Origin of the sequence: Phyllobacterium sp. LjRoot231, from assembly GCF_964253365.1 — a bacterium.
GTDB lineage: Bacteria > Pseudomonadota > Alphaproteobacteria > Rhizobiales > Rhizobiaceae > Phyllobacterium.
Map to the genome: position 1 here is coordinate 122,841 of NZ_CAXUQT020000003.1, position 22,062 is coordinate 144,902.

The following is a 22,062-nucleotide window of genomic DNA, read 5'->3' on the forward strand; positions in this document are numbered from 1 at the left end:
CAGGCGGTCTAGTGCGACCATAAGAACGACTACGGAGGAAATGGACGATGGGCAATTTCGGCTACTTGATGGATGGCTTTGTCACTGTCATCACCATGCACCACATTGCCATCATGATTGCCGGCGTCATGCTGGGAATCCTCGTCGGCGTGCTGCCGGGGCTCGGGGCGCCGAACGGTGTTTCGTTGCTCCTGCCGCTCACCTTCACGATGGACCCAATTTCGGCCATCATCCTTCTCTCTTGCATGTATTGGGGCGCGCTCTTCGGTGGCTCGACCACCTCGATCCTCTTCAACATCCCCGGTGAGCCCTCTTCGGTCGCGACGACGTTCGACGGCTATCCGATGGCCAGAAACGGTCAGGCAACACGGGCGCTGACCCTCGCTTTCATGTCGGCCGGCATTGGAGCACTTGCCGGGGTGGTGATGATCACGCTGCTCTCCAGCTGGGTCGCTCGCTTCGCGCTGCAGTTTTCCTCGCCGGAATTCTTTGCGGTCTATTTCCTGGCTTTTGCGAGCTTCATCGGTATGAGCTCCAACGCACCCGCCAAGACGCTGGTCATGATGATGTTGGGTTTCGCCTTCGCTACCGTTGGCATGGATACGATCTCGGGTGGACTGCGACTGACGTTCGGAATTCCTGATCTTATCAAAGGCGTCTCCTTCCTCGTTGCCGTCATGGGCCTGTTCGGGATTGGCGAATTGCTGTTGACCACGGAGGAGGGGCTTCGCTTCGATGGAATCAAGGCGCGGGTCAGGGCGATCGACGTGCTGGGAACATTGAAGGAGATGCCGCGCTACGGGTGGTCGATCCTGCGTTCAACGCTGATCGGTATCTGGATGGGCATCACACCTGCCGGCCCGACAGCCGCGTCGTTCATGAGCTATGGTTTGGCTCGGCGTTTTGCCAAGGACAAGTCCCAATTCGGCAAGGGCGACCCACGCGGTATCGTTTCGCCGGAGACGGCCGACCATTCGGCCGGCACATCAGCATTGCTACCGATGCTGGCCTTGGGCGTTCCCGGCTCGGCGACCGCCGCGGTGATGATGGGCGGATTGATGATCTGGGGTCTGACGCCGGGACCAATGCTGTTTATCGAGCGGCCGGACTTTGTCTGGGGACTCATTGCGTCGATGTATATCGGCAACGTCGTTGCCGTTCTGCTGGTGCTCGCAACCGTTCCGCTCTACGCCTCGATCCTGCGGGTGCCGTTCTCGATCGTCGGACCGGTGATCGTCGCTATTATCTTCTCGGGTGCTTATCAGATCGCCAATGCGACTTTCGATATGTGGCTCGTGCTCGGCTTTGGCATTTTTGGCTATCTTTTCAAGAAGCTGGACTATCCAATCGCTCCGCTCGTCCTCGCGATGGTTCTCGGTGACAAGGCTGAGGATGCCTTTCGTCAGTCTATGCTGATGTCGAATGGTTCACTGACCATCTTCTGGTCGAATCCGCTGGTCACGGGAATTATGGCGCTCGGCCTTCTGATGCTTGCCTGGCCAATAATCGCCAAGGCCGTCGGTGTGCGAGGCTTTCGACGCCGCGCCAGCGAGCATTCAGCCAAGGTTTGATGGCCCTACTTCCAGCCGTTCACAAGGATCGATCCCAATGAATTATCATGAATACTTTGCCGGTGCGACCAAACCAGTCGAAGCCTGCATCGTTGGTACCGGCGGGTTTGGCCGCAGTTTTCTAGCGCAGAGCCTGCGCGTTCCTCTGATGAATGTGCGGATTGCGGTCGATGTCGACAGCGCCACGGCCGCTGCTGCCTTAAAATCTGCCGGGATCGAGGCTGTGGTCGAGTGCCACACAAAGGAAGAAGTCAGCCATGCCTGGACCCACGGTCTGTCGATCGCCGTCGGCGATCTTGTGCATGTCAGCCATCTGCCATTTGACGTGCTGGTCGAAGCGACTGGCCATCCGGAAGCGGGTGCCCGTCATGCCGAGCTTGCGATTAGCGCAGGCAAACACGTGGCACTGGTCTCCAAAGAAGTAGACAGTGTTGTTGGTCCAGGCCTCGCACTAATGGCTGAAAAAACGGGGAGAGTGGTCACCCCTGTCGACGGCGACCAACCGAGCCTTCTGATCGGCCTGGTCACCTGGGCAGAAATTCTTGGCTTCGAAATCATCTGCGCCGGAAAGTCGAGTGAATACGATTTTGTCTTCGACCCCGCGACCGAAACGCTGACAAGCAACGGTGTTTCCGTTACTGCCCCCGGATTTGCCGATCATCTCGTTCTTGGTGAGCGAGACGCTGCCGAGCTCGTGGCAGCCAGATCCCGTGCCGCGTTGAAACTGCCCCAGCGTGCGGTTCCTGACCTTTGCGAGCTCGCCGTCACCTCGCATTCGGTCGATCTCGCTCCCGACCGTCCGGAGCTTCACTGCCCTATCGCCCGGATTTCAGAGGTGCCAACCTTCTTTTCTACACGGATTGATGGAGGGCTTCTCGAAGGTGAGCGGCGCATGGATGTCTTTCATTGCCTCCGTCTTCCTGACGAGGTCAGCTTCGCCGGCGGGGTCTTCATCGTCATTCGGTGTGGCGATGCAGCAAGTTGGGAGCTTCTGGCCGGAAAAGGGCATGTCGTCAGCCGCAGCGGTGCGACGGCAATGATCTATCTGCCCCGCCATCTTCTCGGCCTGGAAGCGGCCACCAGTGTTCTCGAAGCGGGGCTCAAGGGTCTTTCCAGTGGTTCGCGACAGCCGCAGCCGCGTTTCGACCTCGTAGCGATCGCCGACGCCGATCTTGATGCTGGAACATTGTTGACAGCTGCCGGCCATCATCATGCCATTGAGAACGTCTCGTCGGCGCTAGTACCAGGAAGGCCGCTCGAAGCGGAGCTGCCGGCACCGTTCTACCTGATCGCCAACCGTCGGCTGGTCCGACCGGTGAAGGCCGGTAGCGCGATCCGCCTCAATGATATTGCTGTCGAGGACTCGCGCCTCCTCGAATTGCGTAGACGACAGGATATGCACTTTTTCGCGCCTACGTACGATGCGCATCTTTGATCAGCGATTGACACGATAAGGCCGAAATTGAAGCGCTTTCAAACGATCCTTTCTCAACGACTTGCCAATAGGTTTTCCAGCCGATGATCCAATTCCCTTCAAAATTGTGGTCTGCAGGGCGTTGTCGCAAACCCTTCGGTAAGGGAACATGATCTACGTATCTCCGGCGAAACTTCGGAGATGTCAGATGTTCAAAGGGCGTCATTTTGACCGGTCGATCATCCTGCTGTGTGGGCGTTGGTACCTGGCTTACGGACTGAGCCTGCGCGATCTGGAAGAAATGATGGAAGAGCGTAATATCCATGTTGACCATTCGACTGAGCGATGATCGGTTCTGTTGCAACGGCGGAATTGGAACGCCGATGGCCTGACGCCACACAACATTTATGCGGCAAGAATCCCGAACTGTTCGGCCAGGGATGGATTCGGATTGAAGGCGTACCTCGCCTGTCGCTTGCGCATCATGTGGACCATTTCGATGCCGGACAAGATGATGCGGGCAGTGGCCGTCGATTTGAAGCCAAGCATTGTCCGCACGCGGCGCTTGATGCGCCGATGATCCTGTTCGATCCGATTGTTCAAGTATGGACTTTTCCTGATCGTGATCGGTTTCAGCTGACGCCGGGCGCGATCCTGCAAGCGATTTGTCGTGTCGCAGGAAAGAATCGCCTCACGGTTGGTCTGGCTTCCGTCGATGACGACACGATCCGGTCGGCCATGGCGCTCTAGCGCCTTGTTGAAGAAGCGCTTTGCCGCAGTGAGATCGCGATGCTGGCTAAAGAGGAACTCGACCGTATCGCCAACGCTATCGATGGCGCGGTAGAGATACATCCACTGGCCTCGAACCTTAATGTAGGTTTCGTCCACATGCCATTTACCGGTGACGCAACGCTTGCGCTTGTTGAAGTGCTCGAGCAACAACGGTGAAAAACGAATGGTCCAGCGATGGATGGTCGTGTGATCAACCGCAATGCCGCGCTCGGCCATCATCTCCTCAAGATCGCGCAAGCTTAGATTGTAGGCAAGATACCAGCGTACACACAGAAGTATCACTGATCGGTCGAACTGGCGGCCCTTGAACATCGAATCCCCCTGAGATGATCGACGGGTTTCTTGCCATGCTGCCGGTAACCAAAACGTTGCAACATGTATGGACGCCCCCGTGGGTGCAAGAGAAATCTTTTGGAGCTGATATTGCGTATAGTCGGGTGCTGACATGTATCCGGCCTCTGATGCAGCGTTCAACATGCCGCGGGCCTGTATGGGAGTTCGCGGACCGGGTCCAATTCAGATCCGCGTGCTCTGGGCACGTCGTTGCAATCTGGTTTTCCCGATCCCGTCTCGTCGACCGTTACGCCATACCTTCCATTTGACCTTCCTACACCTTCAACAGCCCCATGATCGCTGCAGCGGTTATTCTGCCGCGATCTGAGCCCGATAGATTCCACCCTTGGCCATCAATGCCCAGACGATGCGAGCCATCTTGTTGGCAAGGGCAACCGTCACCAGCATCCGTGGCTTGCGGCTCAGCATGCGCGCCAGCCATGATCCTGCCACGGCTCCCTTCCGTGCCGCCCACCGCACAACCGCGCTCGCCCCGATGATGAGCAGACGGCGCAACGTCCGTTCCCCCATCTTCGAGGTCTTGCCAAGCCGCTGTTTGCCGCCGGTCGATCGTTGCAGCGGTGTTAGCCCTAACCACGCGGCAAAATCACGCCCACGTTTGAACGTCTCAGCCGCAGGTGCCAGCGCTGTCAGCGCCGTTGCTATGACCGGACCAATCCCGGGAACAGTCATCAAACGACGCGCCACCTCGTCCTCTTTGGCACGGCGGGCAATCTCGATATCTAGGAGCCTGATACGCTCCTCCAATGCATGCAGCGCCTCGACCAATGCCCCAAGGACCGGACGCGCCATATCCGGTAAAAGCTTCTCCGAGTCCTCCACAGCTAGGATCAGCTTGGTAACATGAGCGGGACCTTGGGCAACGATAATTCCGAATTCGGCAAGATGACCCCGCAGAGCATTGATAACCTGCGTCCGTTGACGCACGAAAAGATCGCGTGTCCGGAACACAATGGCTGCAGCCTGGCTCACCTCGCTTTTTACGGCGACAAAACGCATGGTCGGGCGCAACGCTGCCTCACAGATCGCTTCAGCGTCGGCAGCATCATTCTTGTGCCGCTTCACGAACGGCTTCACGTAGGCAGGCGGGATCAGCCGAACCGTATGGCCAAGATTGCCGATCTCCCGCCCCCAGTAGTGACTGCTGGAGCACGCTTCCATCGCAATCGTACAGCTTGGCTGCGCAGCAAAGAACGTGAGCAACTGATCGCGGCGGAGTTTCTTGCGCAAAAGCACCGAACCAGTCTCATCAGCCCCATGGGCCTGAAACACGTTCTTCGCCAAATCCAGACCAATAATGCTAATCTCTTTCATGGACGCCTCCTTTAAATGGTGATCAACGTCTCCATTCTGGCACATCGATGCCGTCGGGGGGCGTCCACCCCATCAGATCCCGTCAGAATGCTCTCTTCCGGAATACGCCTCGCCGGCGCGACCGAGGATAGTCCACCGAGAGGCAGGCGACGTTCCTCGTTCGTTGTACGATATCTCGATGCCGTCAAACTGCCTTAGGGAGTTGGTTCGGTCACAAATGAAATGAATGTCATGGAGGTCTCCGATCGCAAGATAGAACATGCGGTCCGATCTGTCGGCCACGGAAGCGCCCAACGCGTCAACGATCTGTGCCGCCATCGCATCGCAAATTGCATTCTGTTTTGGATCGATCGTTCCGCCTGCATTGGATTGGCTGACCAATCGAAAAGTAACAGCAAGGGCGAACGCGGCCGCTACGACCACAGGTCTGTAAATCATGGCTCCCCCTTGGATATCGCACGGGAGGATACTCAATACGGACAGGCGTTCAAGCGCGCTCGCGGCTGTTTTCTGGACAGGGAGAAACTAACCGCGATCTGGCGAGGTCTTGGGATTGCCGATGCGCGGACAACGATGGCTGCGATTGAACTCCGTCCATGCGTCCCCGATTTCGGCGAGCGGCATTTACGGATCAATCTCTTTGGCCAATTCGATTATTTGCGGAATTAGATCCCATGGGAAGTTACAGCTTCCATGACGGCGGCTCCTGTGAAGTGAGTGGGTTAACGCAGCCTCACTCTGACAGAGCGCCGACCGCTGTTCACTCCCCATGGGATCTAATTCCGCGGTTTTTGGTAAGCCGCTCCCAGATACCCAGATATTCTCTCGGCAATGCTCGCTGCTCAAGGATCAGATATTTCTCGTTCTATGCTCGCTCACCTGAACTCAGATATTCTGATGCATATGCTCGTTCGAGGATTGATCAGATATTCTTCCACGATTACTTATTATGTCCTTTCCCGCCGCCGTTGGCCCCGCCGTATGCGTGGCCTTGCGGGTCATGGGTGTGGGTGTGGTTCTTGTCGCCGTAGCCGTGGCCGCGTTTATCCGGGGTTGGCGTATCGGGTGTGTCGGGTGTGCCCGGGTCAGACGGCGTCGATGGCGTGTCGGGCCTGTTAGGCGCATCGGGCTTGTTTGGTTGGCTCCTGTTGGGTGCTGACTGTTCCTTCGTCGCCGGTGTCGTATCGTTCGGTGTGTCCAGTACCGCGACCGACATACCGCAGTCTGAGCTAGACCCGAACCCGCCCGACAAGTGCTGATTATCCGATAAGAACGGTAACGCCTTCGTGTTACCCAGCGCGGTGAGGGTCTTGCGGCTGGCGCGGGTGAGGGCTGGTCGTTGGCCCCGCTTGGCGATCACGCAATCGCACTTCCGCTGTAGCTGGACGCACCCACCTGTACCGCAGAACTGAGCGCGGCCGCTAAGCAGGACCATAGCTACCTTACCGTCCGCGCCGACGTAGAAGTCGAACTTCGTGCCGCGAACACCGATCGTCCCGGCGGGGGTCAGGATTGAGTAAGCGGTGGATTTTGAGTTACCGCTGATCCATCGGAACGTGCCCTTGGCGGCCTTGATCGAAAGCTTCTTGACTGAATTGGAGTCATCGAAGACGTACTTGTCGATCTTGACGACCGAACCTGCCCCGACGGCGAGCTTGGTGCCGTCGCGGAACACGAATTCACCCAACCCTGATCGGGAGGTAACAATCCGTTCGTCCCGGTGAACCGGCTCCTTGACTTCCACCGTGCCGTAGTCACCGTTGACGGCGGTCTCGATACGGGTTGCCGTCCCGACCCGCTCCGCTTCGGCTGATGCTAGGTTTGTCGCGCATAGCAGTGCTAGCGCGGTAATCACCGGCACAAATTTCATGTGGCCCTCCGCCACTCCTGTGAAACCCTGTGCTACTGCACCGGGTCCATCTCACGTTCCGGGTACGGTCGCCGTGGCGGGATATAACCCGTCACGGTGCAGATCGCGTTCCGGATATTTTCGATGATTACATCGGTTTCTTCCAGCATATCCAGTTCGCGCCAATCAAATCCGGTGCGCTTGCGATTCTGCGCTGGCAGAAAAAAGTGCTAAAACAACAACCGATACACAAAATGGAACACGTCGAGCTGAGGCCACAAGCACTGCTCCAAGCAACCATCGATGACTTAGCATGGCCCCTCCGAATGCCCGTAACCAGACACGTTCCGAGGGCGATTTTAGTCCGTTCTATATTCTGTTCCTATTTAGCTATTGTAATTACCAGGCCGCTGACTGACATAATCCAGCGCGTGTCGTCTCGAGTTACTTCGCTTTTCGGAAGAGCATCTGACCGAGTCCATTCACAGATGGAAATTCCTGCGCCTGTAAAGGTAGGATGGCTGTTACAATTACTCATAGCCTAGTATTACGCTTTTAAGTTCACCAGCTTGCGAACGGAACTCTGCCCAAGATGGTATCGCTTGAAAATCAGGATTTCCGTGTCCAGTTGTGGTTTTGGGGATGTCGCACGGCAGTTAATTGGGGTCTTCCTCAAAGTGTGTGGTGCTTGGCTTGAACGATCGCCCGAAAAACACTTCTCCCTGCGCACGCCGGACGTATCAGGTAGCTGAAATTGTTCACGTTCTTGGTTACAGCGGATTGCTCTGCGGGAGGTTGGTCGGATTGAGCGAACACTCTTCATGATCAACTGGATCATGGACACCGGCATGCACCGCCGTGCATGGGTGGGTTTGAACAAAGGGGAGTCCCATCACGCCTTGAAACAAGCCATCAACTTTTATCAGCGTGGTGAAATCCGTGACCGCACCACCGAAGGCCAGCACTACACGATCGCAGGCCTGAACCTGCTCGCTGCTGTCATCATCTTCTGGAACACCCTGAAACTCGGCGACGCTGTCAAAGATCGAAGCCAAACCGGATTACCCGTTCCGCTGGAACTTCTCGCTCACGTGTCACCGCTTGGATGGGATCAATCTAATCGGCGAATACAGGTGGCCGGTCGCTTAGACCCAATGACCGTCATTCCCTCCCAGCTCTGGAGGTCGGTTGGTAGCATAGGAACTGGGCTTTGGTGCATCGATCCTTTTTCAATGGTTTGGAGGTAGGCACGTTGGATCGCAATCAGTCTGATCCGAGCCATGCCCTTCAAACATAATGCCGCCCGCCGCCATCGTATCAGGAAGATGAAGTTCAAAGTGACGAACTGGCGGGACTACGAGGCTGGACTGCGCCAGCGCGGCAGCCTGACGTTCTGGATGACACCGGATGCTCTGGACAAATGGCATGCGCCTCGACGAGACACCCGTGGTGGTCAGCGCCGATATTCCGATTTCGCCATCGAAACGGCGCTGACGTTGGGCTGCATCTTCCATTTACGTCTGCGCCAGATTGAGGGGTTCCTGCGCTCGGTGCTCGATCTCCTCGGGTTACAGCTACCGGTCCCTGATCATACGACATTGAGCCGCCGGGCTCAGAAGTGGGAACGACCAGCCGGAAGCATGCAGTCGATGCCGGACGGGCCAATCCATGTACTGATCGACAGCACTGGGTTGAAAATATACGGCGCTGGCCAATGGCTGGAAGCCAGGCATGGCACCAGATCGCGGCGCAACTGGCGCAAACTCCACCTGGCGGTGAACGCCAATAACGGGGACATTGTCGCAGAAACGTTGACCGATCAGAACACCGATGATCCTGCGCAGGTGGAGCCATTGCTCAACCAGATCGATGGTGCGATTGGCCAAGTTACAGCCGATGGTGCCTATGACGGCAAGCCCACCTACCGGGCCGTTCTTGAACACAGCGATACCGCCAACATCGTCATTCCACCTCGTTCGACGGCGGTGGAAAGCAATGGCGATACGGGGCCGCCTGCTGATCAAAGAGACAAGCACATCGCGGCGATCGCAAAAGACGGTCGGCTGAAATGGCAGGCAACCACCGGCTATGGCAAACGCTCATTGGTCGAGACCGCGATCGGTCGATACAAGGGGCTGATCGGTCGACGCCTGCGGGCACGTTCGTTTCCGGCTCAGCAGACCGAGGTTGCCATTGGCTGCATCGTGCTCAATCGCATGCTGGCATGTGCACGCTCGAACTCTGTCCGCTGCCAAGAAAAGCACGCGTAATCGCCGACATCAAAGAACCAATTGCGTCCGTTGACAATTTCAGCTGCATTCATGCACCAGCGCCCTTTTAATCCCGTGCTGTCTGCCAGCACATGCAGCGGACCATCCGGCAAGGAGGATCGTATTCTGGTCGGTTGCTTCTGTGCCCTGCGGCTAAGGGTTGTGCGATCGGGAACAGGCGAATCCAGTCCCATCAGGTCGATCACAGAATCAGCCCCTCGGTCTGGCGCAGACGCAGCATTCCAAATGCGCAGCCCAGCATCAGTGTTGTCTCGATCGCGAGATCGGAATAGCGAGGCTGCCCACCTGGAGTTGTGCGCCGGGGCGCCCGCCATTTTGCCAACGCTTCTGGCGTGATCCATAACGGCAGGCTGCCGCGACGACGCAAGCCTGCTTCGTATTCCGCCCAGTTCGTCACCCTGAATTTCATCTTCGCGATGTAATGACGGCGGGAGGCATTGTGTTTGTTCGGCATGAGACCACGATCGAGATGGGAACTGCTCCTCGATCTATCTCGAGACCGTTCAGAAGTTATCTACGCACCAACGCCTCAAAGATCTCAAGGCCATGATTTCCTCCGTTTCGTCGTCGGGTTCGTGGCCAAAGATCAGCATGTTTCACAAGGACTTGCAATTGTCCTCGCAAAGTAAAGGCGGCCCAAAAGAGCCGCCCTTCTTTCGATCGATGAATAATCCTTATTTTGCGACGTGCCAGACTCCGCCAACGCCGTCGCCGGTCATATCGCCGGCCTTCTTGTCCTTCGCGAACATATAGAGCGGCTTGCCTTCATAGGCCCACATGTCCTTGCCGTCGGCATCTTTGACAAGCGTCCATTCACCCTCGGCCTTGGCCCTTGCATCTGCATGGAAAGCCGGCCAGTTCTTCAGGCATTTCGCGTCACAGTTGGATTTGTCCTTCGTATCCTTGTCAAACGTGTAGAGTGTCATGCCCTTGGGGGTGGTCATGACCTTGCCCATCTTCGTATCCATCATCTTGACCGGTTCAGCAGCAAAGGCAGACAAGCTGCCGGCCGCAACAATTCCCATTGCAACGAGTATTGTTTTCATATCGTTCACTCCCTCTTAAGGTTGTACGGTCCAAGCTTCGAGGCAAAATCACCGCCTGTCATCCTCCCGCATCATTGAACACTTCATCTGCCACGGTTATTCAATGCGCGACCCATATGGGAGATAAGGGATGAACTTCTACGTGCAAGAATGCTGCCGCTCCACGCATCCAACCACCACACAGATTGAGGAAGACCCTCATTAACTGCAGCGCGACACAGGGCATGGTGCCGAGGCGTATGATCACCGACAGCCTCCGCTCCTATGGAGCAGCTCGGGGTCAAATCATGTCGGCCGTTGAACATCGGAGCCACAAGGGGATGAATAACCGGGCGGAGAATTCACACCTGGCTAAAGACTGAGCTCGTGCGCCCGATCGACGATACAATCTGCGGCGCAAGACGACCCCGATGCCTGGTGATATAGTTGTTTGTCTCTGATACCCGGAGACTAAAATGACCGAAAAGACTTTCTCGATACTTGCGGCCGCAATATTCGGAGTCGTTGCCGTGTTGCACCTGGTTCGCATTCTCATAGGCTGGTCAATTGTCGTTGACGGCTGGACGGTTCCTATGTGGGTGAGTTGGGTCGGCCTCATCATCGCCGGTGCCTTGAGCTACTACGGCGCCAAGCTCGCCATGCGGTGATCCAAGCACGGTCATCAGGAGAGTAGATCTGGCGTCGACCGCATTGCAGACGTTTTGTCTTGCGGCGTAATGGTCACGAATTGGCGCGCCTTGTTCGTTCGGTGGACAAAAACAAACAGCCGTATCCGCCTTTCAACGGCAGTTGTTAGGCATCAAGCGTCAGGTTTTCGCCACTAGGTCAATAGAGCGGCTCAAAATTGCATGGCCCAGTAGGATTGCTAATTTTTTATTTGACCTAGGCCAGTAAGCTAGGCTTTGTGAAGTGTACCCAAATGAGCCGCTCTCTACGCGGATCGTTCTAGCTCAAAAAGCTTCCAAACGGCACCAGCGGTAAACGCCGCCTCTTTGCTTCGGCCGCGTCGGACGACTCGCTTGATTGCTTCGCCGGGCTTACGGAAGTTCAATCTCGCCGTCCACCACGTGGGTGAGGCCCGTGCCTTCCGCCGTCAGCGTCATGCGGACCTTCAGCTTCTTGCCGCTGATCTGCCTTTCGCGCACCGTCTCCTCGATCTTGCGCTGTGAGGTGACGCCGACTTCCTTCAGGAACTTGCGGATCGAAATGTTGAAGGCGTCTTCGCTCATGGCGGAACTCCTCTGTGTCGGGAAGGGATTGTAAGGGAAGGCGTGTGGTGAGGGAAGCAGGACGGTGACGCGCGGTGCCATGCAAATAGACCCCGAGCCGGGAGGGAGCATCGGGGTCTTTGAACTGATGGGTTCTGGGTGGAGGTGCAACCGACGTTTTGCGCAGTGGGAGGAGGTGCTGCGCTTTGACAATGGTGAGGATAAATCATTTCCCATTGCTAGATAGTGCCCTGGGTCACATCGCAGCATTTGCGCGGAGCGCAATCGGAGCGGCCTGCTTTCGCGAATTTAGCCAGCGGCGAAGAGGGGCTAATGGCCGAAGTCGTCGACAGCATGTTAGAGGGCGAGAATAAGGATGGGAATACGCACGTGCCTTTGGTCTCATTACCGGACAGGTTGACGAGTAACCATTTGGGCCACCAGGCTCAGGGCACGTTTATCGATCCGTTCCATGCAGTATCTCCATTTCTGCGGCACGTATCACTTGGTTTATGGTGCGATTACAGAGAAGTTGTAGACCCTCGGGTTCAATCCAAATCCGCATTATCGGCATCCTTAAACGAACGTATATCCCCATCAGTCGTCGCCACTTTTGAGTACTAAACAGCCTGATGTTCTCGGTATTTGCTCCGAAAATCGCATAATGACTCATCGGGAACTGCCGGTGCAGGTTGCGCCTTTTAAGCCGATGTTCGGCCGTTCCAAGCCAGTCTGGGAGGACCTCGCGGCCGGCGAGATGGGACCAGACGAGGCGAGGGGCAGGCACGGCGAATCTCCAATCTGTCGCGCACCGGTTTAGCTGCTCCGCAATCGCTCGCGTCAATGATCTCGCCCTCGATGGTCGTTAACCCTGTCGTACGCCTGCGGCCCTATGCGCACCGACGCTGTTCCCTCGTGCTGCGTCGCAAGTCCTCGTGATGGGGCAACCAGAGCGCCGCCAGAGGCATGGCATGCGGCGACCGCACGCGCCGTAGCGCGGGGTCACCGCCGGCGTTGCGTGAACGGTCCGGGCGTCTGGATCATGGGCTTGACGGTATTGTCCATGCAGGCCCGTCGACTTCGGCTTCATCCAGCCACTACAGCTTGTAGCCGATCTTTCGCAGCAGGTCTTTCCGCCATGCAATGTCCGCGTCGGTTTCGACACCCAGCGGTGAGGCGCCATCCACCACGCCGAGCACGCCGCGGCCCAGCTCCGTTTGCGCGACGATCACCTGTGTCGGGTTGGCCGTCGCGCAGTAGATGCGGCAGACCTCTGGCACCGCACGCACCGCAGCCAGCACGTTGACGGGAAAGAATCCGTCGCCCAGGAAGATCAGGAAAGTGTGGCCGGCGCCAATGGCCAATGCGTTGTCGCGTGCGAGCACGGCTTCGTCATTACCCGACCAGCGCACCAGCCGCTTACCGGAGGCCTCGCAGAAGGCCAGCCCGAAGCGGATGCCAGGAACCGCGCCCACCAGCGCCTCGTGGAGGTCTTCCACAGTCTTGATGAAATGCGACTGGCCAAAAATGAAGTTGGCGGCGTCCGGCTTGACGATGGGCACGACGGTGAGTTCCATGGCTGCGCTCCTTCAAGGTAGGCAACGCAATGGTACGCCGACGGAAGGCGATTTCAAGCCGCCACAGGCAGCCGATTCGCCCCCCCCGCGCTGCCACCCCCGCCTTCCTCGCGGATCGCCCGACACAGCCCAGGCGCAGACACGGGCGAATCTCCTTGTCACGTGACACTCAAATGGGGCATTGGTGCATCGATCCTTTGTCAACGGTTTGGCGATAGGCAGGCAGGATTGCAATCAGCTTGATCCGGGTGCCATGCCGTACAAACACAACGCCGATCGTCGTCATCACATCGCAAAGATGAAATTCAGGGTGACGAATTGGGCGGTTTATGAGGCTGGTCTGCGCCGGCGGGGCCGGGTGGCGCGCTTTGCGACGCAAGACCCGGGGAGGCCAAGCCGGTATTCCGATCTCGCCATCGAGACGGCGCTGACCCTGGGCTGGAGAGCATAAAGATCTGTGGGGCAGTTGATGACGAAGGCTCTTTGAACGGCAGGAGTCGCGGCACGAGAAGAACCCATTTACGGGGTCGTAGTGTAGTTGCCCCACGGATCTTTATGCTCTCCTAATGGGCTTGCAGCGGAAAATGGCCGACTCGGCAAAGGCAATGAGTAACGATCTCATCGCGCATGTCGCGATATCTATTCGGGGCTGCGGTTCGAATTCCTCCGGTCAGCGCTCGCACCAAGCCGGATTGCAGTATTCATTTGCGGGCATAATAAGCAAACCGCAGACAAGTAAGTAGTCGCGTAAAATCTACCGTTAGCGGCATTTTCAGCGGATCGAGTATCGATGGCAAACGAATTTGAACAAAACGTCCAGTTTATCAGGGGGCCGATAAGGGCACTTTGATACGGCCTGGCGTGCAGTGGCTCTCTTAGCTCTTAATGCGAGCGAAATATTCGCTCATGACGCTCAGCTTTTTGCTCTAGTGCTTCTTTCATTCTGTCGAATAATCTAGGAACGGCAGTCGGGAGAATCACCACACCCATAAATCAGCGCGCATCGGCCAACTGGACAACGCTCCCTTCACGTGGAGGGGAGCCGCAGCCGTCCTCGCGGTAGCGCACTGTATTTCATAAAATGGCGTACCGACCGCATTTTTCGGCCGCTCATCCTTGAAGGTGGCGAGGTGGCCGCGCCAGGGTTTCGCAGAGGATTGTTCGCATCGCATTCGGATTCAAAGTTCATCGCCAAGGGGACCGCAATGGCATCGACGACCTCGCAGCTACGATTTCTTCTTAACGGCCAGGAAGTTGTAATTGACAATCCGTCGCCTGAAATACTTCTGGTTGACTACCTTCGATCAGCGGAAGTGCGACTGACCGGGACGAAGAAACCTTGCGGTCAGGGGGGCTGCGGCGGATGCACCGTTGTCCTGTCGGATTGGCCCAATGGCAAGGTCAGGCATAGGGCAATCAATTCCTGCTTGCGCCGGCTCTGTTCGCTCAACGGACTTGCCGTGACGACAATCGAGGGCACAGGCAACGTTCCACCGCCGCCACCCGCCTACCGGACCCACCAGATGGCAGGCTCTCGTTCGGGTGCACAGATCAATTCGCCGATTCCTACGGCTTTGATAGAGGTGACAGATCAAACGACGGCCGCTCTCACGCTCAAAGCGGACCTGAAAGGGCCAGCCGGGAATACGGCAATCGACGTTTCAAAGATCAATCCTGTCGCACAGCGGCTCGCCATCAACAACGGGAGCCAATGCGGCTATTGCAGCGTCGGCTTCGTGATGAACATGTCGGAGTTCATCACAAATCGTCCGAGCGCCACGAAGCAGGAGATTGAGGATGCCTTCGACGGGAATCTTTGCCGGTGCACGGGCTATCGGCCAATCCTGACGGGTATGAAAACCATGGCGAGCGATTGGAGCGAGCAGGACCAGCACAACGCGATGCACTGTCTAGAAGATCCGGAAATTCACATACCGGAAGGGAGCACCGTCAAGTTTCCAGTTCCAGCAACACAACCGGCGCAGCCGCAGCCACTTGTCGTCACAGCTAAGGTAAAGTGGTTTACGCCGACGAACATGCGGGATCTCGCCGCGACTGCCGCTCAGCTGTCTGGGGAAGGCAGCAGCTTCCGCTTCATTCATGGCGGAACATCATACGGCATTTACAAAGAGGAGTTCGAAAATACCGATGCATTTATCGATTTGAGGTTTGTGGAGGAATTGCAAAAACCCCTTTTATACCCGGAGCGCGACGGTGTAGCGCCGTCAGACGACGGCTCTTGGAATGTACCAGCTACCACAACTTATGGTGAATTTCAGGATTTCTATACGTATTGCGACGGCCTATACGGAGGAAAGGTCACAGACGATCTGTCCTCTATCGACTACATGGTGCGACGGACGGCCGGCAGGATTGTTCGCAATGCTGCGACAATCGGTGGAAACATCATGTTGCTTGTCCACCATATTGCCAAAGGGACGGGAGCACCATTTCCCTCCGACATTGCCACCGCGCTCTACTCTATCTCCGGCTGTTTGGAATATTATGAAATCGACCTGGGCAGCGGCGGTTATGATCTGCACACGCCCAACGATCTCAGTTCTCTCATAAAAGATGTCGAAATTGATCCAAGCTTGGCGAGCAGAATCGTTCTCGCAAATTTCCATGTTCCTTTGATCAACATATACCCGCCCTCTACTTCAGCGGTGGCTCAGAAAGTCGCCATAAGAGAGGTAAATTCCCATTCCATTGTTAACTGCAAGCTTTCTGTGGAGATTCTTGAAAATGCTCCTCCCTTGATAGTGGCCGCCTTTGGCGGGATAAATTCATCGATATGGTCGCCGTCACCTTTTAATTTCAGTCAGTGTTTTGGAAATGGATTTACCTATGACGCTTTGGGGAAGGCTTGCGCACCACTTTACGATGAGGTGAAGCAGGCGTTAAGAGACGCTCGTCCACGCATGCACGGCCTGCCAGATGAAGGATTCACCGAAGAATATAGAGCGCAGCTCGCCGTTGCAATGTTCCTCAAGGGGGGACTGAATTTGCTTATCGAGGCGGGCGCTTTCGTTCCGGACAGCGTTAGATCCGCCGGGGAAATGACATGGGGAACTTGGGGTGTAAGTGACGGCCATCAGGATTATGTGGCCCAGGACTACAAGGCGCCAGTCGCCAAGCCCTATATCAAGAGCACGGCGCTTGCCCAATCCTCGGGGCGCACGCATTACACGCACGAACTGTCCTATCCTCAGGGTACGTTTTACGCCGCCTTCGTCCAGAGCCGACGCGCCCTGAGCCGTTTTTCCTACCAGTGGCCCAGTGCCGGTTCGATTACAACTCGTGGACTGAACGATTATCTGAGGGCGACATTCCCAGCATTTCAACGTTTGATAACGTGTTCAGATATTCCACCCTGTGGCCTCAATCTTCAGGGGATGGCGCTCGACCAGCCACTCTTTGCCGATGGCTCTGTCCATTATGTCGGCCAGTCAATTGCTCTTGTGCTTGCCACCAATGAGCAAGATGCCAACAGGATCGCGCAGTATGTCTCTGAGAATTGCCTGGCTTATGAAGCCATCGACTGGCCGTCGCCCTGGCAGGAGCCGGTGCTGACGCTCGAAGATGCCATCAGCAGGGGCAGCATCTACCCGGATACACCCTCCACTGCGCCGTTCCTGTGCCATATCTGGAAGATTACACGCCCGAGAAGCCGCTTCGACTGGCTCGCCTCGACAACCTTGCCTCCGGCTTTTGATCAGGCACCGTTGGTGACGCCGAATATTTTTGTCGATGGCGCTAATTGCACTCGAGTCGTCAACAATCAGAGAACCGGCGGGCAAGCCCATTTTTATATGGAAACGCAGGCCTGTCTTGCTATCCCCTCGGATGAGGGGCGCATTGTCGTCAATTCATCCACCCAAAGCCCGATGGAAATGCAGCAGACGGTCGCCATGGCTCTCGGCGTCCAATACAATAAAGTGAAGCTGCAGACCCGCCTTCTAGGGGGCGCATTCGGCGGCAAGACCGAGCAGGCCCGGTTTGTCACCGGTCCGACGGCTGTGGCGGCCGCAGTCATGGACACGCCGGTCCGCCTTGCCATGTCACGGGACGCAGACACTGCAATGATCGGCAAGCGGCACGCACTATTCGGTGAGGGGCAGATCGCGGTCGATGATGGCTCCTCAAGGTCCGGAGACAAGGGCGTCATCAAGGGGATGCACCTGTCAATCTGGGCAGACGGTGGCGCCTATTATGACTGTTCCTACGTCGTCACGAATTGCATCCAGACCCGCATCGACAACGCCTACATGATTGATAATTTCGAAAGCCGGATCGATGTCTGTCGGACAAATACGGCGCCCAATACCGCCATGAGAGCGTTCGGCGACGTTCAGGCCAAGAACATCCTGGAGAATCTCGTCGACGATGCTGCGGAGGCGCTCGGCATGCGTCCGGAAGCGTTGCGTGAGAAGAACTTCTACGTCCGAGGGGATGTCACGCCATATGGCCAGACGTTAACCGCGTGCTATATCGCCGAGGTGTGGACGTACCTGAAGAACAAGTGTGATTTCGACAAGAAGCTCCAGGAGGTCCAAAACTTCAATCGGATGAACAAATGGCGCAAGCGCGGCATCTCCATAATCCCTGTAAAGTATGGTTCCGGATATAATTTCGAGCAATTGAAGCAGTCGTCGGCAATCGTCGTTGTCAATCAGGCCGATGGTTCGATCGTAATCCACCAGGGCGGCGTGGATATGGGGCAGGGGCTCCTGACACAGGCACTGCAGGTTGCCGCCTATGTGCTCAACATTCCAATGTCTCTTATTCACATCGAAAGCCCACAGACGGATACCACCCCGAACGCCAGCAGCAGCGGTGCTTCGACCGGAACGCCATATAGTGCGGAGGCGGTCAAGCGCACGTGCGAACAGCTGAGAAGCCGCCTGACGGAATTCGGCTATGAATTGCTGAAGGATAATGGCAACGACTGGTGCAGGGCCAATGGTGTCGACTTCTGGAATCATGGGGAAACCGGATGGGCGGCCGAAGTAGTCGTCGGAGGACGCAAATCGCTGATCTGGCAGAACCTGGTCCACCTGGCTTATGTCTATCGTCTGAGCTTGACGACGACGTTCAACGTCGACATTGAACACGGTGACTTCCAGATGCCGGTTCTGATTTTCAAGCAACCAGATGACCAGCCGGAAATCCCCGGGATCACGCGCGCCGCTGTCGACAAGGTGACAGATGTGCAGAACCAGTTCGTCGGCTTTACCTACTCTGCGGCCTGCTCCGTCGTCGACATCGACGTTCTGACGGGCGAGACGAAGATCCTGAGCTCGGATGTTGTTTACGACATCGGTTGGAGTCTCAATCCGGCGCTTGACGTGGGCCAGATCGAGGGAGGCTTTGTGCAGGGGATCGGATTTCTCATGACCGAGGAGTTGGTCTTCCAACCGGAGGGTGAGGAAAAGGGACGCCTGAACACCGTCAATACATGGCGCTACAAGATTCCTGCGCATGTGACGATCCCGCTCGAGTTCAACGTCTCGCTCTTTCCGCGCAACGATCCTTCCGTTGTTGATATTCCTCCCGATGACCAGGGGATATTCTCTGCAAAAGAAGTCGGCGAGCCGCCGCTGGTGCTCGCCAATTCAGTCTTCTTCGCCATCAAGGATGCCGTTCGGGAGTCGAGGCGAGAACGAGGGCTTTCAACATTGTTCAGCATGAGAGTGCCTGCGACGGTTCAGGAGGTTCGCAAGGCATGCGAGGTCTCTCTCGATCAGATCGCTTCCTGAGAAACACAAGCCTTGGAGAAAACAACCCGCTTTGTTCGAGACAATAACGACCACAAATTCGGTGTATTCATCGATGCGGGCCGGCGGCTTTCATGCATCGATTTCGTTTCGCTTGCGCGCAGGCGCGTTGGCCTGCATGAAGTCGATAAATTCTCGCTTCAGTATCTCGATAAAGACCATCATATAGACGGGCTGAACCCGGCCGCGGGGCACCAGCATCGAAATACGAGCAGGTTCCATGATGCCGTCTGCAAGCGGCACCCAAGCGAGTTTGCCTTCCGCCACCTCCCTTTCCGCCCCGAGTGATGATAGCAGTGCAATCCCCAGCCCGGAACGAACAAGCGCCTTGAGTATTCCCGGCCGTTCCGCTCGCGCTACGATGCGTCCCAACGCCTGTTCCCCTTCAAACAGCAGCTTCAACCCACTATGGCGCAGCCAATCTTCGCCCGGAGCGATCAGCGGCCATTGGGCGATGTCGGTCAACGTGGCTTCCTGTTTGTACGAAAGTGGATGGTCCGGCGCAGTGATGACACCGATCGGCTCAGTGATGGAATGCACGCGCTCGGCGCGGATATGGTTGCCGACATCGTAGGCGAGAACAATATCCGCCTCCTTGGCCAAAAGCTCGTTGGTGATACGCTGGTTGTCGCCGGAGATCAGTGTGTAATCGACATGGGGAAACTGTGCCTGCAATCGTGTCATGGCACGCGGCAATACATCCTCGGTGAAGGTTTCGGCAGCGGCAATACGGATTGTACCGCGTATGCCGCCGCGCAAGCTCCCGATTTCCTGCTTTACCAGAGAGGCTTCGCGGTTCCACCGCCGAATATAAGCAAGCAGCACGCCACCTGCTGCCGTCGGTCGAATACCGCGCGGGAGCCGCTCGAACAATTCGACGCCCATTTCCAGTTCCAGTTGAAGGATCTGGCGATTCATCGCCGAGGAGGCCACGTTCAGGCTTTCGGCTGCCTTGCGTATTGATCCGTGCCGGATCGCGGCGTCGAAATGGATGAGCGAGGTTTTCAGGAGCGCCATGGGTCCTCTCGAAGAAAGCGCGCGAATAATTCGCTCAGTAAGCGCCAATAAATCTGCTGGTGCAAGCGCCTTGTCGGGACTTACTATCACAGGCAACCATTGAGAAAGCCACGCAGGCTCGGGTTAGTGATGCAGGCTGGCGAACAGACAAGTTCGCCAGCCTCATCAAGAGGGGTACAAGCATGCTCACCACGCCAGAAAGGGGAGTGCCCCCTTTAGCAAAACCGTTCCTGACGAATGTTGCGGCCGTCAAATCCGCGATCGAAGTGGACGCGGTCTCCATGTCATTTGCCGGGCGGAAAGGTAGCGTGGAGGCGCTTGTCGATGTGAGCCTTGTCATCCCTCAGAACAAGTTCACCTCGATTGTCGGACGCAGCGGCTGCGGAAAGTCGACACTGTTGCGCATCATCAGCAACCTCATTTCACCGACGAAGGGCGAAGTCCGCGTCCACGGACTGTCTTCGGCGGAGTATCAGCGCAAGAAGAAATTCGGGTTCGTCTTTCAGGACGCCAGCCTGTTTGCATGGAAGACAGCTCTTGAGAATGTCGAGCTGCCGCTCGAGATCCTCGGCCTTGGTTCACCGGCAGAACGGCGCAAGCGGGCGCTCGATTTGCTCAGCCTCATGCATCTGGAGGGTTTCGCCGATCACTATCCGGCCCAGCTATCGGGCGGCATGCGCCAGCGTGTGGCGATTGCACGAGCACTGTCCTACGAGCCAGAAATTCTTCTGATGGACGAACCCTTCGGTGCGCTTGACGACTTTACCCGGCGAGAGATGCATGACGAACTGATCCGTGTCTGGAAAGCCCGCGGATTGACCGTCGTATTCGTGACTCATAGCGTTCCGGAAGCCCTCTACCTGTCGGATCGCATCGTTGTCATGGCACCCCGTCACGGCCGGATAAAGGCGGTGATGCCGGTTTTGAACCCACGCGAGAGCGATCCGATGGCGCGCGCCAGCTTCGACTACATCCGGCAGACGCAAGAACTGGAGATCTTGATCCATGAGCACTGAGACGGCCAGAACCCAGTCATTGCGCCTGAACATAGCGGATTACGGTTCGCGGATCGTCGATCTGGCACCAGCCATCGGCATTTTCGCCGCCATCGCCATTGTTTGGGAGCTATCAGTGAAAATCTTTGCCATACCGGGCTACCTGCTTCCGGCACCGAGTGCCATCGCCGCCAAGCTGTGGGAAACGCGGGAGATGCTGTTGCAGAACCTCGCCTATACGATGGCGGCGGCAATTCTTGGCTTCATTATCGGCACGCTTGTTGCCGTTGGCCTCGCGATCCTTTTCCTTTATTCGAAAGCGGCGGAGCGAGCTCTCTTTCCATGGGCAATTACGCTGAAAGCCATGCCAATTCTCGCAATTGCTCCTTTGCTGACCATCTGGCTTGGTTTTGGTCTGGCGCCCAAGGTCGCCATTGCTGCCATCGCCTGCTTCTTTCCGATGCTGGTCAATACCGTGAAGGGACTGCGCACGGTAGACCGCCAAAGTCTGGAGTTTCTCGCCGTGGTCGGCGCGACCCGTGCACAGACTCTTCGCCATGCACGCCTCTTTGCTGCACTCCCCTATATATTTGCGGCCGCAAAGGTGAGTTCGAGCATCGCTGTCATTGGTGCCATTGTCGCGGAATTCACCGGTGCGAATTTTGGTATCGGTACGGTGATCGTCACCGCCGGCTATCAGCAGGATGCAGCAATGCTGTTTTCCGCAATCGTCGCCTCTTCCATCGCAACCATCCTGATGTTCTATCTGGTGATCGTCGCCGAAAAACTCAGTCTCTACTGGCCAGAGGCCAACGTGGATAGCTGATCAGTTCCTTTCCCTCATTCCGGAGATCAAA

15 protein-coding genes and 5 pseudogenes are annotated in these 22,062 nt (G+C 56.6%); 11 read left to right on the top strand and 9 right to left on the bottom strand.

What is annotated here, in order from left to right; all coding sequences use genetic code 11:
* Positions 1 to 47: 47 nt before the first annotated feature.
* The 3 genes and pseudogenes from ACSQ3H_RS26615 to ACSQ3H_RS26625 all read left to right on the top strand — a co-directional run.
* On the top strand, positions 48 to 1,571 hold the full coding sequence (locus ACSQ3H_RS26615) for a tripartite tricarboxylate transporter permease (RefSeq protein ID WP_436120115.1): 1,524 nt from the start codon (positions 48 to 50) through the stop codon (positions 1,569 to 1,571).
* 37 nt (positions 1,572 to 1,608) lie between these two features.
* The gene (locus ACSQ3H_RS26620) at positions 1,609 to 3,006 is read left to right on the top strand and encodes an NAD(P)H-dependent oxidoreductase (protein ID WP_436120116.1); all 1,398 of its coding nucleotides are present in this window, start codon (positions 1,609 to 1,611) and stop codon (positions 3,004 to 3,006) included.
* A 187-nt stretch (positions 3,007 to 3,193) separates the two neighbouring features.
* Positions 3,194 to 3,325, top strand: a pseudogene (locus ACSQ3H_RS26625) (IS6 family transposase); the annotation flags it as partial.
* Positions 3,326 to 3,390: 65 nt separating this feature from the next.
* Here ACSQ3H_RS26625 and ACSQ3H_RS26630 read toward each other — a convergent pair.
* The 4 genes from ACSQ3H_RS26630 to ACSQ3H_RS26645 form a co-directional block, all read right to left on the bottom strand.
* Entirely contained in the window at positions 3,391 to 4,089 is a 699-nt protein-coding gene (locus ACSQ3H_RS26630) for an IS6 family transposase (RefSeq protein ID WP_436120117.1), read from the bottom strand.
* 330 nt (positions 4,090 to 4,419) lie between these two features.
* Positions 4,420 to 5,445, bottom strand: coding sequence for an IS110 family transposase (locus ACSQ3H_RS26635; RefSeq protein WP_436118813.1), 1,026 nt, complete (start codon positions 5,443 to 5,445; stop codon positions 4,420 to 4,422).
* A 72-nt stretch (positions 5,446 to 5,517) separates the two neighbouring features.
* Positions 5,518 to 5,883 carry a hypothetical protein gene (locus ACSQ3H_RS26640; RefSeq protein ID WP_436120118.1) on the bottom strand — a complete coding sequence of 122 codons (366 nt, stop codon included), beginning with the start codon at positions 5,881 to 5,883 and terminating at the stop codon, positions 5,518 to 5,520.
* 502 nt (positions 5,884 to 6,385) lie between these two features.
* Positions 6,386 to 7,300 carry a FecR family protein gene (locus ACSQ3H_RS26645; RefSeq protein WP_436120119.1) on the bottom strand — a complete coding sequence of 305 codons (915 nt, stop codon included), beginning with the start codon at positions 7,298 to 7,300 and terminating at the stop codon, positions 6,386 to 6,388.
* A gap of 773 nt (positions 7,301 to 8,073) precedes the next feature.
* Between ACSQ3H_RS26645 and ACSQ3H_RS26650 the strand changes: the two are divergent.
* Both ACSQ3H_RS26650 and ACSQ3H_RS26655 read left to right on the top strand, forming a co-directional pair.
* Positions 8,074 to 8,443: pseudogene (locus ACSQ3H_RS26650) on the top strand (Tn3 family transposase); the annotation flags it as partial.
* Positions 8,444 to 8,574: 131 nt separating this feature from the next.
* Positions 8,575 to 9,564, top strand: coding sequence for an IS5 family transposase (locus ACSQ3H_RS26655; RefSeq protein WP_436120120.1), 990 nt, complete (start codon positions 8,575 to 8,577; stop codon positions 9,562 to 9,564).
* A 17-nt stretch (positions 9,565 to 9,581) separates the two neighbouring features.
* Here ACSQ3H_RS26655 and ACSQ3H_RS26660 read toward each other — a convergent pair.
* Positions 9,582 to 10,039 (bottom strand): annotated as a pseudogene (locus ACSQ3H_RS26660) (transposase); the annotation flags it as partial.
* Between the two features lie 220 nt (positions 10,040 to 10,259).
* Positions 10,260 to 10,631, bottom strand: a complete 372-nt coding sequence (locus ACSQ3H_RS26665) for a COG4315 family predicted lipoprotein (RefSeq protein WP_436120121.1) — start codon at positions 10,629 to 10,631, stop codon at positions 10,260 to 10,262.
* Positions 10,632 to 10,849: 218 nt separating this feature from the next.
* On the opposite strand from ACSQ3H_RS26665, the pseudogene ACSQ3H_RS26670 reads away from it, so the two are divergent.
* A pseudogene (locus ACSQ3H_RS26670) lies at positions 10,850 to 10,981 on the top strand (IS6 family transposase); the annotation flags it as partial.
* A gap of 105 nt (positions 10,982 to 11,086) precedes the next feature.
* Complete coding sequence (locus ACSQ3H_RS26675) at positions 11,087 to 11,278, top strand: hypothetical protein (protein WP_436120122.1); 192 nt, start codon at positions 11,087 to 11,089, stop codon at positions 11,276 to 11,278.
* A 390-nt stretch (positions 11,279 to 11,668) separates the two neighbouring features.
* Here the strand turns inward: ACSQ3H_RS26675 and ACSQ3H_RS26680 are convergent, their stop codons facing one another.
* Positions 11,669 to 11,860: a DUF6494 family protein gene (locus tag ACSQ3H_RS26680; RefSeq protein WP_436120123.1), complete on the bottom strand. Its 192-nt coding sequence runs from the start codon at positions 11,858 to 11,860 to the stop codon at positions 11,669 to 11,671.
* A 1,076-nt stretch (positions 11,861 to 12,936) separates the two neighbouring features.
* Entirely contained in the window at positions 12,937 to 13,416 is a 480-nt protein-coding gene (locus ACSQ3H_RS26685) for an adenosine-specific kinase (RefSeq protein WP_436120124.1), read from the bottom strand.
* A gap of 253 nt (positions 13,417 to 13,669) precedes the next feature.
* Between ACSQ3H_RS26685 and ACSQ3H_RS26690 the strand changes: the two are divergent.
* Positions 13,670 to 13,855 (top strand): annotated as a pseudogene (locus ACSQ3H_RS26690) (IS5/IS1182 family transposase); the annotation flags it as partial.
* A 766-nt stretch (positions 13,856 to 14,621) separates the two neighbouring features.
* The gene (locus ACSQ3H_RS26695) at positions 14,622 to 19,175 is read left to right on the top strand and encodes a molybdopterin cofactor-binding domain-containing protein (protein WP_436120125.1); all 4,554 of its coding nucleotides are present in this window, start codon (positions 14,622 to 14,624) and stop codon (positions 19,173 to 19,175) included.
* 90 nt (positions 19,176 to 19,265) lie between these two features.
* Here the strand turns inward: ACSQ3H_RS26695 and ACSQ3H_RS26700 are convergent, their stop codons facing one another.
* Positions 19,266 to 20,210, bottom strand: a complete 945-nt coding sequence (locus ACSQ3H_RS26700) for a LysR family transcriptional regulator (protein ID WP_436120126.1) — start codon at positions 20,208 to 20,210, stop codon at positions 19,266 to 19,268.
* 182 nt (positions 20,211 to 20,392) lie between these two features.
* Here ACSQ3H_RS26700 and ACSQ3H_RS26705 point away from each other — a divergent pair, with 182 nt between their 5' ends.
* Positions 20,393 to 21,226 (top strand): ABC transporter ATP-binding protein, encoded by an 834-nt coding sequence (locus tag ACSQ3H_RS26705; RefSeq protein ID WP_436120127.1) that lies wholly within the window; start codon positions 20,393 to 20,395, stop codon positions 21,224 to 21,226.
* On the top strand, positions 21,216 to 22,031 hold the full coding sequence (locus ACSQ3H_RS26710) for an ABC transporter permease (RefSeq protein WP_436120128.1): 816 nt from the start codon (positions 21,216 to 21,218) through the stop codon (positions 22,029 to 22,031). Before ACSQ3H_RS26705 ends, ACSQ3H_RS26710 begins: the two co-directional genes overlap by 11 nt.
* The last annotated feature ends 31 nt before the right edge of the window (positions 22,032 to 22,062 follow it).

Coding starts and splice junctions, on each gene's coding strand:
- ACSQ3H_RS26675 (WP_436120122.1), top strand. CDS start 11,087: ATGACCGAAAAGACTTTCTCGATACTTGCGGCCGCAATATTCGGAGTC.
- ACSQ3H_RS26700 (WP_436120126.1), bottom strand. CDS start 20,210: ATGGCGCTCCTGAAAACCTCGCTCATCCATTTCGACGCCGCGATCCGG.
- ACSQ3H_RS26685 (WP_436120124.1), bottom strand. CDS start 13,416: ATGGAACTCACCGTCGTGCCCATCGTCAAGCCGGACGCCGCCAACTTC.
- ACSQ3H_RS26640 (WP_436120118.1), bottom strand. CDS start 5,883: ATGATTTACAGACCTGTGGTCGTAGCGGCCGCGTTCGCCCTTGCTGTT.
- ACSQ3H_RS26630 (WP_436120117.1), bottom strand. CDS start 4,089: ATGTTCAAGGGCCGCCAGTTCGACCGATCAGTGATACTTCTGTGTGTA.
- ACSQ3H_RS26705 (WP_436120127.1), top strand. CDS start 20,393: ATGCTCACCACGCCAGAAAGGGGAGTGCCCCCTTTAGCAAAACCGTTC.
- ACSQ3H_RS26695 (WP_436120125.1), top strand. CDS start 14,622: ATGGCATCGACGACCTCGCAGCTACGATTTCTTCTTAACGGCCAGGAA.
- ACSQ3H_RS26620 (WP_436120116.1), top strand. CDS start 1,609: ATGAATTATCATGAATACTTTGCCGGTGCGACCAAACCAGTCGAAGCC.
- ACSQ3H_RS26680 (WP_436120123.1), bottom strand. CDS start 11,860: ATGAGCGAAGACGCCTTCAACATTTCGATCCGCAAGTTCCTGAAGGAA.
- ACSQ3H_RS26655 (WP_436120120.1), top strand. CDS start 8,575: ATGCCCTTCAAACATAATGCCGCCCGCCGCCATCGTATCAGGAAGATG.
- ACSQ3H_RS26665 (WP_436120121.1), bottom strand. CDS start 10,631: ATGAAAACAATACTCGTTGCAATGGGAATTGTTGCGGCCGGCAGCTTG.
- ACSQ3H_RS26710 (WP_436120128.1), top strand. CDS start 21,216: ATGAGCACTGAGACGGCCAGAACCCAGTCATTGCGCCTGAACATAGCG.
- ACSQ3H_RS26615 (WP_436120115.1), top strand. CDS start 48: ATGGGCAATTTCGGCTACTTGATGGATGGCTTTGTCACTGTCATCACC.
- ACSQ3H_RS26635 (WP_436118813.1), bottom strand. CDS start 5,445: ATGAAAGAGATTAGCATTATTGGTCTGGATTTGGCGAAGAACGTGTTT.